13 protein-coding genes are annotated in these 13,968 nt (G+C 35.9%); all 13 read left to right on the top strand.

Going from position 1 to position 13,968, the window contains the following annotated elements; genetic code table 11:
* The first annotated feature begins 248 nt into the window (after positions 1 to 248).
* The 13 genes from purL to U9P79_04420 all read left to right on the top strand — a co-directional run bounded on the left by purL (position 249) and on the right by U9P79_04420 (position 13,532).
* Positions 249 to 2,468, top strand: a complete 2,220-nt coding sequence (gene purL / locus U9P79_04480) for a phosphoribosylformylglycinamidine synthase subunit PurL (GenBank protein ID MEA2103884.1) — start codon at positions 249 to 251, stop codon at positions 2,466 to 2,468.
* A 6-nt stretch (positions 2,469 to 2,474) separates the two neighbouring features.
* Positions 2,475 to 3,269: a prolipoprotein diacylglyceryl transferase gene (gene lgt / locus U9P79_04475; protein ID MEA2103883.1), complete on the top strand. Its 795-nt coding sequence runs from the start codon at positions 2,475 to 2,477 to the stop codon at positions 3,267 to 3,269.
* Positions 3,266 to 3,967: a hypothetical protein gene (locus tag U9P79_04470; GenBank protein MEA2103882.1), complete on the top strand. Its 702-nt coding sequence runs from the start codon at positions 3,266 to 3,268 to the stop codon at positions 3,965 to 3,967. The genes lgt and U9P79_04470 overlap by 4 nt, the downstream gene beginning before the upstream one ends.
* A gap of 100 nt (positions 3,968 to 4,067) precedes the next feature.
* Entirely contained in the window at positions 4,068 to 5,369 is a 1,302-nt protein-coding gene (gene purB, locus U9P79_04465; protein ID MEA2103881.1) for an adenylosuccinate lyase, read from the top strand.
* A gap of 220 nt (positions 5,370 to 5,589) precedes the next feature.
* Positions 5,590 to 6,033 carry an IS200/IS605 family transposase gene (gene tnpA, locus U9P79_04460; GenBank protein MEA2103880.1) on the top strand — a complete coding sequence of 148 codons (444 nt, stop codon included), beginning with the start codon at positions 5,590 to 5,592 and terminating at the stop codon, positions 6,031 to 6,033.
* Between the two features lie 239 nt (positions 6,034 to 6,272).
* Positions 6,273 to 6,518, top strand: coding sequence for a phosphoribosylformylglycinamidine synthase subunit PurS (gene purS, locus U9P79_04455; protein ID MEA2103879.1), 246 nt, complete (start codon positions 6,273 to 6,275; stop codon positions 6,516 to 6,518).
* Positions 6,519 to 6,543: 25 nt separating this feature from the next.
* Positions 6,544 to 7,239 carry a phosphoribosylformylglycinamidine synthase subunit PurQ gene (purQ, locus tag U9P79_04450; GenBank protein MEA2103878.1) on the top strand — a complete coding sequence of 232 codons (696 nt, stop codon included), beginning with the start codon at positions 6,544 to 6,546 and terminating at the stop codon, positions 7,237 to 7,239.
* 298 nt (positions 7,240 to 7,537) lie between these two features.
* Positions 7,538 to 8,143, top strand: coding sequence for a Uma2 family endonuclease (locus U9P79_04445; protein MEA2103877.1), 606 nt, complete (start codon positions 7,538 to 7,540; stop codon positions 8,141 to 8,143).
* 248 nt (positions 8,144 to 8,391) lie between these two features.
* Positions 8,392 to 9,093: a ComF family protein gene (locus U9P79_04440; protein ID MEA2103876.1), complete on the top strand. Its 702-nt coding sequence runs from the start codon at positions 8,392 to 8,394 to the stop codon at positions 9,091 to 9,093.
* An 11-nt stretch (positions 9,094 to 9,104) separates the two neighbouring features.
* Positions 9,105 to 9,488 carry a hypothetical protein gene (locus U9P79_04435; GenBank protein ID MEA2103875.1) on the top strand — a complete coding sequence of 128 codons (384 nt, stop codon included), beginning with the start codon at positions 9,105 to 9,107 and terminating at the stop codon, positions 9,486 to 9,488.
* 93 nt (positions 9,489 to 9,581) lie between these two features.
* On the top strand, positions 9,582 to 11,480 hold the full coding sequence (locus tag U9P79_04430; protein MEA2103874.1) for a glutamate mutase L: 1,899 nt from the start codon (positions 9,582 to 9,584) through the stop codon (positions 11,478 to 11,480).
* A 9-nt stretch (positions 11,481 to 11,489) separates the two neighbouring features.
* Entirely contained in the window at positions 11,490 to 12,614 is a 1,125-nt protein-coding gene (locus U9P79_04425) for a hypothetical protein (protein ID MEA2103873.1), read from the top strand.
* A 72-nt stretch (positions 12,615 to 12,686) separates the two neighbouring features.
* Complete coding sequence (locus U9P79_04420; protein ID MEA2103872.1) at positions 12,687 to 13,532, top strand: ARMT1-like domain-containing protein; 846 nt, start codon at positions 12,687 to 12,689, stop codon at positions 13,530 to 13,532.
* Positions 13,533 to 13,968 lie beyond the last annotated feature (436 nt).

The following is a 13,968-nucleotide window of genomic DNA, read 5'->3' as shown; positions in this document are numbered from 1 at the left end:
AAATCAATAAATTTGTATGTGGGTCGCAGTTCTCGGCTCAAACTCACTCCGTTCGTTTCGAGCCAAGTCCTGCTTTCGACTTTTTGGAGTGCAACATCCGTGATGTTGCAGTGTTGTATAAAATATCACGGATATTTTACTCCAAAATTTGCAAAGAAAACTTAATCTTCGAATCACACAAAATTTAAGCAATTCTTGACGAGTAATTAACAGCAAAAATTTGTGATAAAAAACAATAAGAAAAAATTATGAAAACAAAAATAACTAAAAAAATTATTTCAGAACACGGTTTTTCTAATGAAGAATATCAGCGAATATTAGAAATTCTCGGCAGAGAACCAACTTTCACAGAACTCGGTATTTTTTCTGTTATGTGGTCGGAACACGCAAGTTACAAAAATTCGATCCTGCAGTTGAAAACTCTTCCGAGAAGCGGTGAAGCGCTGCTAACAAAAACCGGCGAAGAGAATGCCGGAGTAGTGGATATTGGCGACGGGCTTGGAGTTGCATTCAAAATAGAAAGTCATAATCATCCTTCTGCTCTCGAACCATATCAAGGAGCTGCCACAGGGGTCGGTGGAATTTTGCGAGATATATTTACCATGGGAGCACGCCCGATTGCAAATTTGAATTCACTACGTTTCGGAAATTTGGAAAACAGCAAAGTAAAGCATCTTCTTGATGGAGTTGTAAAAGGGATTGGCGGATATGGAAATTGTATGGGAATCCCGACAGTTGCCGGTGAAGTTTATTTTGAGGATAGTTACGAAGGAAATCCGCTCGTCAATGCTATGACCGTTGGAATTATGAAACATAATAATCTGGCAACCGCAGCTGCAAATGGTCCTGGAAATTATGTCATTTACGTTGGGTCTGCTACTGGAAAAGACGGAATTCACGGGGCAACTTTCGCTTCAGATGAATTGACCGACGAGAACGCCAAAAAACGCACCGCTGTTCAGGTTGGTGATCCATTTATGGAGAAATTGCTTTTGGAAGCAACTCTTGAAGTAATCGAAAAAGACCTGATTGTGGGTATTCAGGATATGGGCGCAGCCGGATTGACCTGTTCATCCTCGGAAATGTGTGCAAAAGCAGGAACCGGTTTGGACATTGATGTATCGTTGGTTCCCAAACGCGAATCAGGGATGACACCCTACGAAACAATGCTTTCCGAATCTCAGGAAAGAATGTTACTGGTGGTAGAACCAAACAAATTTGTCCAAATAAAAAAAGTTTTCGATAAGTGGGATTTGCACGCCGTCAAAATCGGAGAAGTTACAGAAGATAAAATGTTACGAGTGCGGGAAAACGGAAAAATCGTTGCAGAAATCAAAGCGGAATATCTTGTTCTTGGTGGGAAAGCACCGGTTTACAAACGGGAATCAAGACGCCCTGAATATCTTAATCATACTGAAAAATTTGACAAAACTTCTTTGGATGAACCTTCCGATTATAATCAAATTTTGTATGAACTACTTGCTGCTCCAAATATTGCTAGTAAAAATTTTATTTATCATCAATATGACCACATGGTGCGGATAAATACGGTTATCGAGCCCGGTTCGGATGCTGCTGTTTTACGCATCAAGGGAAGCAAAAAAGCAATTGCGATGAGCACAGATTGTAACGGCAGATATTGCTATCTCGATCCCTACGAAGGGGCAAAAGGAGCCGTGGCAGAAGCGGCCAGAAATATCGTTTGTTCAGGGGGAAAACCTTTGGCAATAACCAATTGTCTAAATTTTGGGAATCCCTATAAAAAAGAGGTTTATTGGACTTTTGAACAATCTATCAAGGGAATGGGGGACGCTTGCAAGGCATTCAATACGCCGGTAACCGGTGGCAACGTCAGCTTTTATAACGAGACAATAAAAAGTGCGATATATCCAACCCCAACCATTGGAATGATCGGGTTATTAGATGACGTGAAATTTGCTACCACTCAATACTTTAAGCATGAAAATGACTTGATCATTCTACTTGGAGAACATTGCAACGAAATCGGTGGCTCGGATTATTTGAAATTGCAAACAAATAAAGCAACCGGTTTACCACCAAAAGTCAATCTTGAAAAGGAAAAGGTGATTCAGGATACTTGCTTCCAGGCAATCCGAAATGGAATTGTCCAATCCGCACACGATTGCTCTGAAGGAGGCTTGGCAGTTGCTCTCGCAGAATCCGGATTCGCTCCCGAAAATAAATTTGGTGCAGAAATTGATCTGAATTTAAAATTTCGTCCTGATTTTGAATTGTTTGGAGAAATGCATTCCCGAATAATAATTTCTCTTCATCCTGATAAATTAGCGGATTTTAAAAAGATTGCGATAAATTCAAATGTGAATTTTGAAGTAATAGGAAAAGTCAAAAAAAAAATCTTCAAAATCAATAATTTGATAAATATTTCCATAGACGAATTGCATGATTCTTGGTATAATTCAATAAAGAAAAAGTTGGAAAGGAAATAAACAGTGATAATTTTTCCAGAAATAAATCCGACAATTCTCAAAATCGGGTTTTTGCAAATTCGCTGGTATTCTATGATGTATATTATCAGTTTCATAATTGGGTATTTCAGCATCAAAAAGATGTATAAAGCAAGAAATATTCAATTAAAAAAGGATGATTTTGAGAATCTGTTTTTTTATATAATGCTCGGTGTAATGGTCGGAGGAAGAGTCGGTTATGTTCTTTTTTATAACCTATCGGAATGCTTACACAATCCTCTTGAATTTTTTGCAGTTTGGCATGGAGGGATGTCATTTCATGGCGGAATGCTCGGAGTAGTTTTATTCGGCTTTATTTTTAGCAAAAAGCACGGCTATGATTTTTACAAATTAGCCGATCCTCCGGCTGTTATCGCTCCCATTGCCCTTGCGTTTGGCAGACTCGGAAATTTTATCAATGCCGAACTTTATGGACGTTCCACAGATTTGCCTTGGGGAATGGTATTCCCCACAGATCCCGAAAGAATTCCTCGCCATCCATCTCAACTTTACGAATTGTTTCTCGAGGGAATTCTGCTTTTTGCAATTTTATTTTTCTTGTATAATAAAAAAGTAAAGGAAGGCATCGTTTTCTGGAGTTTTATTTCGTTTTACGGACTTTTTCGTTTTCTCGTGGAATTTGTTCGAGAACCGGATGTACAACTTGGGCACTTGATAGGGTTTATGACAATGGGGCAAATATTGAGTAGCCTTATGGTTATTGTGGGGATTGTCGGAATCATTTCTTGCATTTTGAAAAAGCAAGCAAAACCCGAAGTATGAAAAAGTTTGTTTTATTCTTTTTAATTATTCTGCTAAATAGCTGTTGCGGATTTCAAGGTTATAATTATTCTCCCGATGCTCAAATTAGAAAAGAAATTGTAAAAAGGATGTCGTTATTTGACGAGTTTCACATTACCGGAATCGCAAATTTACAAATTGATGAATTTGAACTTAAGAGCAGTTTTTCTTGCAGAAAAAAGGATGACAAATTTAGAATAGATTTTCTATCCGGAGGTGTTTTCGGATTATCTCCGAAACCAAAATTACAAATTGTTAATAATGATTCTTTGAACATTTTTATACCTGATCAGTCAGTTGTATATTGTTTTTCAAATCTATTCGTGAATACGATGCAAAACTTTAGAACTGCTGTGCTTCAGGCTGATATTCAAACAAATGGGGGCGGTGATATTATTCTTGAAGTTAATAAACAGTCACATTTGATTTTCAATAGGAATTATGACTTGCTCTCTATCGAGCAAGGCGAAATTGGAATATATTTTGTGAAATATAAAGATTATTTACCGAATGAAATAACTGTAAAATATTTAGGAAAAACTACTGCAACATTTTCGGTTGACAGGTGGAAATTGGTAGAACAAAGGGATGATTCATTTGATTTGCAGATTCCGGCAGGCACTCAAAAAATTGATGACATTTCCAAGATGAAAAGATTTTTTAATAAGGTTTCACGCTAAATGATTAACCGCATAGACCAGCGAGCTCACAGAGAAAAGAATTTAATTTTTAACAAATTTTTGTGTCTTTTGTGGTTAGATAGAATCAGAAAGGCTTAGTATGGTTGAAAGATATTCTTACCCGGAAATTTCTAAAATATGGACTCTTGAAAATAAATTTCGTCAATGGTTACGTGTGGAAATCGCAGCTGCGGAAGCAATGAATAAACTTGGAATCATTCCGAACGATGATTTGAGAAATATTCAGCAAAAGGCGGATTTTAGAATTGAAGAGATAAAAACAATCGAACAAAAAGTTGATCATGATATGATTGCTTTTCTTACAAATGTTGGGGAGTATGTCGGGAAATCTTCCCGCTATATTCATCTTGGTATGACTTCCTCAGATGTAATTGACACTGCAAATTCGTGTTTGATGAAAGAAGCCGGAGAACTGATTCTGGAAAAATTGTTAGCATTGATGGAGCAATTGAAGGAAACTGCTTTGAAGTACAAGAAAATCCTTTGTATCGGCAGAAGCCACGGAATCCATGCGGAACCAACCACATTTGGGCTCAAAGTTGCTCTCTGGTATGATGAAATGAATAGAAATTTAATCAGGCTGAAATCTGCTATAGATTCAGTTTCTGTGGGACAAATTTCCGGCGCTGTTGGAAATTACGCTCATCTTTCTCCAAAAATAGAAGAATATGTTTGCAAAAAATTAGGGCTTCGATCTGTGAATATCGCAAATCAGATAATACAACGTGATCGCTATGCGGAATTTATGACCACTCTTGCAATAATCGGTAGCACGATTGAAAAAATTGCTACGGAAACTCGGTCTTTACAACGCACGGAAATTCACGAAGTTGAAGAGGGATTTAAAAAAGGACAAAAAGGTTCATCTGCAATGCCACATAAAAAAAATCCAATTATTGGTGAGAGATTATGTGGAATGGCACGCATACTTCGAGGCAATTCGATTACTGCTTTGGAAAATAATGCTCTCTGGCACGAACGGGATATTAGCCATTCTTCTACTGAAAGAATTATCTTGCCGGACTCTACGATTTTACTTTATTATATGCTGGTAAAAAGCAAATCCCTAATCAAAAATCTTGTTGTATTCCCAAGAAAAATGATGGAGAATATCAAAATGACAAATGGATTGATATTTTCACAATCAATTTTGTTGGAACTTGCCAGACGGGGAATTTCGCGTGAAAAAGCCTATGGAATCGTGCAGGAAAATGCAATGAAATGCTGGGAAACAAAAGAACCATTTGAAGAATTACTTAAGAATGATGAAAGATTAACTGAATTGATAAAACCGGATGAACTAACCGAAATTTTAAACTTAAACAAGTTTCTGAAAAATGTTGACTTTATTTTTAATAGAGTTTTTGAGAAAAATCAATGAGACCACTAAAGTGGTTCATTTATGGGATTTACAATTACCCACGATTAAAATCGTGGGCTTCCGTTCTTCCGTTTCCATTCACAAAATGAAATGGTGTAAAATTGTATGTTTTTATTAATAGATTGTCAAAAAAAGAAGCCCACAGATTTATCTGTGGGTAAAGATAAAATCCAAGACATTAACCGTTTCAACGGTTTTTGAAAAGAAAGGATACTTTACAATGTCTCATTCATTAACAAGAATTTGGATCCATAGCGTATGGAGCACAAAAAACCGATTTCCATATATGAAGAATGCGACAAAACAAAAAATAATCCAGCATTTACACCAAAAATTGGAAGAATTAGATTGTGGAGTTAGAATTATTAACGGAACTGAAAATCATTTGCACGGTTTATTTCTTTTAAATCAAAATAAATCTATTCAGGAAATAATAAAAAATTTAAAAGGCGAGACATCACATTGGATAAATAAAAATGAATTCTATAAAACGAAATTTGCGTGGCAAGTAGGATATGGTGCTTTTTCAGTTAGTGAATCAATAGTGAAAGATGTAAATAAATATATAAAAAATCAGGAAAAGCATCACAGGAAAATGTCATTTCAAGAAGAATTGGATTTGCTCTTTAAAAAACATAATATTATTGTTAGGGGAAACCATTGAAATGGTTAAACATTTGTGTGGATTCAATTACCCACGATTAAAATCGTGGGCTTCCGTTTCCATTCACAAAATGAAATGTATCGAATTTGAATAATGATTTTAATCAATTACCAAAAAAAGGAGTCATAACTTCAATTATGGGTAAAGATAAACCTGAAAATATAAACCGTTTTATCCATAGATCCGCCTTATAGCGGAATGGTTTTTTTAGTAAATCCATCAATCTAAAAAGGAGCAGAATGAAAAAAGTTAGAGTTTATGTTAACCTCAAACAAGAAGTATTAGATCCTCAAGGCAAAGCGATTCAAAATATAATACACAATTTAGGATATGAAGATATCGAAGATGTTCGAGCCGGTAAATTTTTTGATATTCAAATTGATTCGGATAATGAAAAACATATTAGCGAAGAGATAGCTGTTATTGCCGATAAGATTTTGGCAAATCCGAATATCGAAATATATAAATTTGAAATTATTGGATGAAAAAATTAATTTGATTGGATGAGAAATGAAATATAATGTTATAGTTTTCCCCGGTTCAAATTGTGATTACGACGCCTATTACGTCGTTAAAAATATAATGAACGCAGAAGTAGATTTTATCTGGCATAAAGAAAATAAATTGCGAGAACCAGATTGTGTGATTATTCCCGGAGGATTTTCTTATGGAGATTATCTTCGTGCCGGAGCCATAGCTCAATTCAGCCCGATTATGATTGATGTTTTTAAATTTGCTAAAAACGGAGGACTTATCATCGGAATTTGCAATGGGTTTCAAATTCTTACGGAAACTCATCTTTTGCCCGGCAGTCTTTTGCGTAACAGCTCTTTGAATTTTGTTTGCAAGCATCAATATATCAGAGTGAATAATAATACCACGCCCTTTACTAACCAAACGAAGCGGGGAGAAGTGTTGGATATTCCCATAGCTCATAACGAAGGGAATTATTATATTGACGAGCGGGGATTACAAGATTTGCAGGACAATGATCAGATTGTTTTTCAATATTGTGAAAAGAGTGGTCAAGTTACTGAAAATTCAAATCCAAATGGTGCCTTGATGAATATTGCCGGAATTTGTAATAAAGAAGGAAATGTGCTGGGAATGATGCCTCATCCTGAGCGGGTGAGTGATTCGGAAGTTTCCGGAATTGACGGACAGAAAATATTCGGGTCTTTGCGAGGGCATAAATACCCACGCTGAATCGAAAAAACCCTGATAAATCAGGCTAAAAAAATGGCTGGCGAATAATGAGATTAACATATTTTGTGCGAATAAAAAATTTCCTGAGCATTATTCATAATATTTTTTTCGATTTAGCGTGGGGGTTTACCCCCTCGCTCGCTTTGCGAAAGGTATCAATAAAATAAATATGAAAAGTTTATCAACAGCTCAATACAAAAATTCGGCATCTTTCTCAAAGATTTTTTCCACATTTGCGAAATGTTCCAAACTTTCGTAAAAAATAAGTAAATAAAAAACAACCAAAAAGAAGGTAAATATGACACAACCATTTAAAAAAAATTGGATACAAAATTCAGAGATGCACTATTCTGTAAAAGAATATATGTCTTGGGACGATGATAAAAGATATGAGCTGATTGCTGGTTCACTCTATGGATTAGCTCCTGCTCCAAGAACTAAACATCAGAAAATTTCCGTTTCCATAAGTTCCAGAATTTTCATGCAGCTTATTGGAAAAGATTGTAAGATTTTTGAAGCTCCTACCGACGTAGTTCTATCCGAAGATACAGTTGTCCAACCGGATATTATGATTATCTGCGATAAGTCGAAAATAGCAGAGAAATTTATAGATGGTGCTCCGGAAGTGATTTTTGAGATTCTTTCTCCTTCTACGAGTTTTAAAGACAAGCAAATAAAACTTCATCTTTACGAAAAATATGGTGTTAAGGAATATTTTATTGTTTCTCCCGATCAGGAAATTGTTGAATTGTATCGTTTAAAGAAAGACAAATTTCAATTTCCAATAGTATATAATTGGGATCAGAAAATAAAAATTAATACTATTGATGTAGAATTGAAATTGTGGGAAATATTTGAGAAAAATTTTCCTGAAGAAAAAAATGCGAAAACTGAAAAATTATAATTGATAATTGTCATTTCGAAAGTTCAATAAATCTTTGCGAAAGCTATATCCAAACGAAATGTTAAAAGCGTTTAAATCCAAATTTTTTCAATTTCAACGGTTTAAATCATTTTTCGAAACCATTAAAATGGTTATTGATTATTTTGATTGGAATATCCCACGATTAAAATCGTGGGCTTCCATTCTTCCGTTTCCATTCACAAAACGAAATTGTGTTGAATTTTTGCAAAGAATTACATAATCCCAAAATGAAATTCAATTTAATAAATCAAACTCTTGATCTTTTTTATCCCAAATACTGTTTTGTATGTGGAGAAAAATTATTTGAAAATGATTTTCTGTGCGAAAAGTGCAAAGAAAAAATTGAATTGACTGACAAAAACATCTGTTTTATTTGCGGTAAAAACGAAATAAAAAACGGTATATGCGACGATTGTAAAAGCAAATATCACTTCGATTCTGTCTTCGCAGCCCTAAAATATAATCCTATTATAAAAAATCTTATGCATAATTTTAAATATGCAGAATTCAAGAAATTAGCAAATTATTTGGGAGCATATCTCGTTGAATGTCTATTGGAATATCCGTTTATTTCTCAAATCGATTATGTAATTCCGATTCCTCTTCATAAGGTGAAGAAACGCAGTAGGGGATTTAATCAGGCGGATTTGATTGCTGAGTTTGTTGCAAATAAGTTAAATATCAAATTTTCTTCTACCTTAATTACAAGAAAAAAATTTACAAAATCTCAAACAAAATTATCAAAAGAAAAACGTAAAAAAAATGTTTCAGGAGCTTTTTGTGTTCCTAATCCACAAATTCTACATGGGAAAAATATTCTCCTGATAGATGATGTATTAACCACAGGTTCTACTTTAAGTGCTGCAGTTTCGGAAATACTAAAAACCGGAGCAAATAAAATTTTTGCAGCAACTTTAGCACGAGCATAGAAAGGAATAAAATGAAATTTAATAATCCAATTATAGAAGTTTCCAAAGAAGATGCGAGAGAGTTAATGGACAAAGTCGCCAAGTTTATTGTAGAGCGAAAAATGGCATCTCCCGCTATGATGCTCATCGAATCATTACACCCCTTAAATTTTATAGCGAGCCAATTTATGTATATGATATCGCCTTTTGCCGAACTGATTTTTAAACCGGATGAGTTCCAGAAATTTGCTTCTGCTTTGGAAAATCGCGATAATGTAAAATATCTTGTGGACAAAATTGATGAAATGGATGCAGAATTTTATCGGGAATTGAAAGAAGAGAAGAAGAAAAATAAGGCGAAAAAAAAGCGAATGAAAGAGCTTAAAAAGAAAATGAAAATGAATGCGAAGGATTGAGGAGTTTCCAATTATGTTGACATGGTTTTTCGTTTATAAAAATTGTGTATATATCTGTTTTTTATAAGTAAAATATTATTATGGAGGAAATTGATGTCGAAAACGATAAATTCTATACTTGCTACTGATTGTGGTAGTACAACTACGAAAGCCATTCTGATTGAAAAAATCGATGGCGTTTATCGGCTTATTGTTCGAGGTGAAGCACCCACCACTGTGGAAGCCCCTTTTGATGATGTAACAAAAGGAGTCTTGAATGCAGTGGAAGAGGTTGAAGACCTAGTTCATATTAAAGGGAATAACGGCAGATTGATAATAAAAGACGGCCAGATTGTTGTTCCTCAGCAAGGAGAAGTTGGTGTGGACGCTTATGTATCCACAAGTAGTGCTGGCGGTGGTTTGCAAATGATGGTTGCCGGTGTGGTAAAAAGCATGACCGGTGAAAGTGCAGAACGAGCAGCCCTTGGAGCCGGTGCCATTGTCATGGATGTTTTGGCAACAAATGATAAGCGGTTGCCTTATGAACAAATCGAACGCATTCGCCATCTCCGTCCTGATATGATCTTACTCTCCGGTGGTGTAAATGGTGGAACAACCAAACACGTTGCAGAATTAGCCGAAATTATTTCTGCTGCCGACCCAAAACCAAGGCTGGGTTCCAGTTATCAGCTTCCGATAATTTTTGCTGGGAATGTGAAGGCTCGAGATTTGGTAAAAAAGGAGCTTAAAGATAAAACAGACTTAATGATCACAGATAATCTCAGACCAACCTTAGAGCAAGAAAATCTTGGTCCGGCTCGCGATAAAATTCATGATCTTTTCATGGAGCATGTTATGGCACAAGCCCCAGGTTACAAAAACTTGATGGCTTGGGCTCGTACAATAACAGATGAGGGGCAAAATACCGAAAATGTTGATATTATGCCTACACCAGGTGCTGTTGGAAATATTATGAAAACAATAGCCCGTTTGGAAAATATTGAAGTTGTCGGAGTGGATATCGGTGGTGCAACTACGGACATATTTTCTGTTTTTACCGAGGATCAGGTTTTCAACAGAACTGTAAGTGCGAACTTGGGCATGAGTTATAGTATTTCTAATGTTTTGGCTTCAACCGGAATGAAAAATATCATGCGATGGGTTCCTTTTGAAATGCCCGAAAAAGATGTCAGAAATATGATTAAAAACAAAATGATTCGGCCTACAACCATCCCGCATCTTGCAAAAGAATTGATTCTGGAACAAGCGATTGCAAAGGAAGCCCTCCGTTTGGCTTTCATTCAGCACAAAGAATTTGCCGTAACCTTGAAAGGTACGCAGCAAAAGAGAGATATTTCGGAAGCATTTAGCCAAGCCACTTCGGGTAAGTCAATTGTGAATATGATGTCACTTGATATTCTCGTTGGAAGTGGGGGTGTTCTTTCCCACGCTCCCCGTAGAAATCAGGCAGCAATGATGCTGATTGATGCTTTTCTGCCTGAAGGAGTAACAAAACTCGCAGTTGATAGTATTTTCATGATGCCTCAATTGGGTGTTTTGGCAACTATTAATGAAGAAGCCGCTACAAGTGTGTTTGAAAAAGATTGCCTGATTCATCTCGGAACTTGCATTGCACCTTCCGGAAAATACAAACAAGGCAAAATTGCTTTAGAAGTAAAAATTGAACTTCCGGATGGAGTTTTTGAAGAAGAAATTCCATTCGGTGAAATAAGATTATTAAAACTCGACGTTGGCGAGAATGCAAAAGCCACTATCATTCCGAAATACGGAAATGATGTTGGTGCTGGCAATAACAAGGAACTCACAACTACGATTTCCGGTGGAGTTGTGGGAATAATAATTGACACACGTGGAAGAACTATTGAGTTTGATGAAAAATTGGGCGTAGAAACAAAACGGATACATATTCCTGAAAATGAAACCGACCGAGTTAAATCACTAAAAAAATGGATGATTGCTTTCCAAGCATATCCTAAAGACCAATTGAAATAGGAGGTAGAAATGGCACAAGCATATACACCCGGATTAAAAATTACAAAAAGTACAATCTTGAAAAAGGAGCGTATTCTACCGCTTAAAGGTGAAGTAGTTGTTAAAATTGGTGATAAAGTAAAAGCAGATGATATTGTTGCAAGAACCGAATTACCTGGCGATGTCATTCCTGTGAATGTAGCAAATAAAATAGCAATTCAAGCTTCAGACGTTCAAGAAAAAATGCTAAAGCAGGTTGGAGATAAAGTCCAAAAAGATGAAGTAATTGCACGCTCCAAAACTTTTTTCGGATTATTTAAAAGTAATCTGAAATCTCCGATTACAGGTTCAATAGAAAATATATCTTCAATCACAGGGCAAGTTCTTTTACGTAAGCCACCGGTTCCAATAGAAGTGAAAGCTTTTATGGATGGAATTGTTAGCCAAGTATTTGAAGGTGAAGGTGTGGAAATTGAAAATAAATCCGCCTATATTCAGGGAATCTTTGGACTTGCGGGTGAAATTACCGGTGAAATTAAAGTTGTGGTGGATTCACCGAATAGCGAACTGACCGAAGATCTGATAGACGAATCTTGTGAAGGAAAAATCATCGTTGGGGGATCAATGATCACTTATGCAGCAATGCAAAAAATCATTAAAATGAAAGTAAAAGGTGTGATAGTTGGTGGTGTTGACGATGAAGACCTTAAAAAAATTCTGGGATACGATATCGGTGTTGCAATTACCGGGCATGAAAAAATCGGATTTACTTTGGTGGTTACAGAAGGTTTCGGTCCGATAAAAATGGCAGACTCCACTTTTAAAATATTGAAAGAATTTGAAAGGCATAAAGCGTCTATGCATGGAAAGACACAGATTCGTGCAGGTGTGATGAGACCGGAAGTGATCATCCCCATTACTTTTAAAGAAGATGAACTTAAAGAAAAGCAGGCAGAGTTGACCGGTTTGAAAATCGGGAGCCCGATTCGTGTGATCCGACAACCCCGTTTCGGTGAGATCGGAAATGTTACTGCTCTTCCCGAAGAATTAGTCGTTGTTGAAAGCGAAACTCGGGTGCGAGTTCTCAAAGCAGAAATGAAGGACGGAGTAGAGATAATTATTCCTCGTGCTAATGTCGAAGCAATTGAAGAATAACGGAATTACTGATACAATTAAAAAAGCCTTCAAGTATTTTATGAAGGCTTTTTTTTTAGAAAAGGGACAAATTTGAAAACATATTTGGATTGCATTCCCTGTTTTATGCAGCAAGCATTGCGAGCAGGAAGAATTTCTACAAACGACGAAATTAAAATCAAAGAATTGTTGAATGAAGTCGGAACAATGATTAAAGACATTCCTATGGATCATACTCCACCTGAAACAGGTGAGATCATCTACAAAAAAATTGCTGAAATAACCGGCAACAACGACCCATACAAATCTATCAAAGAAAAAAATATTCAACATGCCCTTAAGTTATATCCCCAATTGAAGCAACGAGTTCGAGACTCAAAAGATGGTCTGCTTACCGCCATTCGTCTCGCAGTTGCCGGGAATGTGATTGATCTGGGAGTTGACAATGATTTTGATCTTGAACGTGATATTGAAATAATTTTGGAACAAGATTTTGCTATATTTGATTACGAACTTTTTAGAAATAAAGTAGAAAAATCAGCTAAAATATTATACATTGGCGACAATGCGGGGGAAGGAGTTTTTGATAAAATTCTCATTGAAGAATTACCAAAACCGGTTACTTATGTTGTGCGAGAAATTCCGGTTATCAATGATATAACTTTTAGCGAAGCCAAGCAAATCAAAATTGATCAGGTAGCCGAGGTAATATCATCCGGTACAACTGCTCCGGGAACCATTTTGAATTTATGCAATCAATGTTTTTTACAAAAATTTGAAAATGCCGATATGGTAATCAGCAAAGGTCAGGGAAATTATGAAGGGCTTTCCAATGTAAATCGCTCGGTTTTTTTTCTTTTGAAAGCAAAATGTGAGATAATTGCCAGAAATCTGAATGTGCAAAAAAATGATATAGTATTAAAAGGGATCAATTTTTAGTGGGAAAATGCTTTCGGAAGAACGCATTTTTTAAAAGTCCCAGCTTTGAGAATGTTGCACCTATGGTATGATGAACGAACAGGGATGTTCGATTTACGATAAGGCTGACGCCTTATGCTACAAAGATTTCGCACCGCTGGTGCTGATTTGATATTAAATATTTGTTTAGCCTTTAAATTTTATTATTTGAATTTTTTCGTGTTTTTCCGTGTATTTCGTGGTCAGTTTCTCTCTTTTTCCTTTTTCCCTTTTTTCACCGCCGAGAACGGAGAGAACGCAGAGTTTTTTTATGAAGTTTTTCTTTGTGGCTAATTTACAAAAATCTCGCAACATCCTCATCCAGATCCACGTCCTGAAGAATTTGCTTTTGTTCGACAGAAATATATTCGATTGAAAATTTTTTTATAATATCTTTCAGTGTTTTTGCAGTAGTTGA

The sequence above is a fragment of the Candidatus Cloacimonadota bacterium genome, assembly GCA_034661015.1.
Classification (GTDB): domain Bacteria; phylum Cloacimonadota; class Cloacimonadia; order JGIOTU-2; family JGIOTU-2; genus JAYEKN01.
The sequence above is the reverse complement of the archived record's forward strand: the minus strand, read 5'-3'. Positions and strand labels throughout refer to the sequence as shown.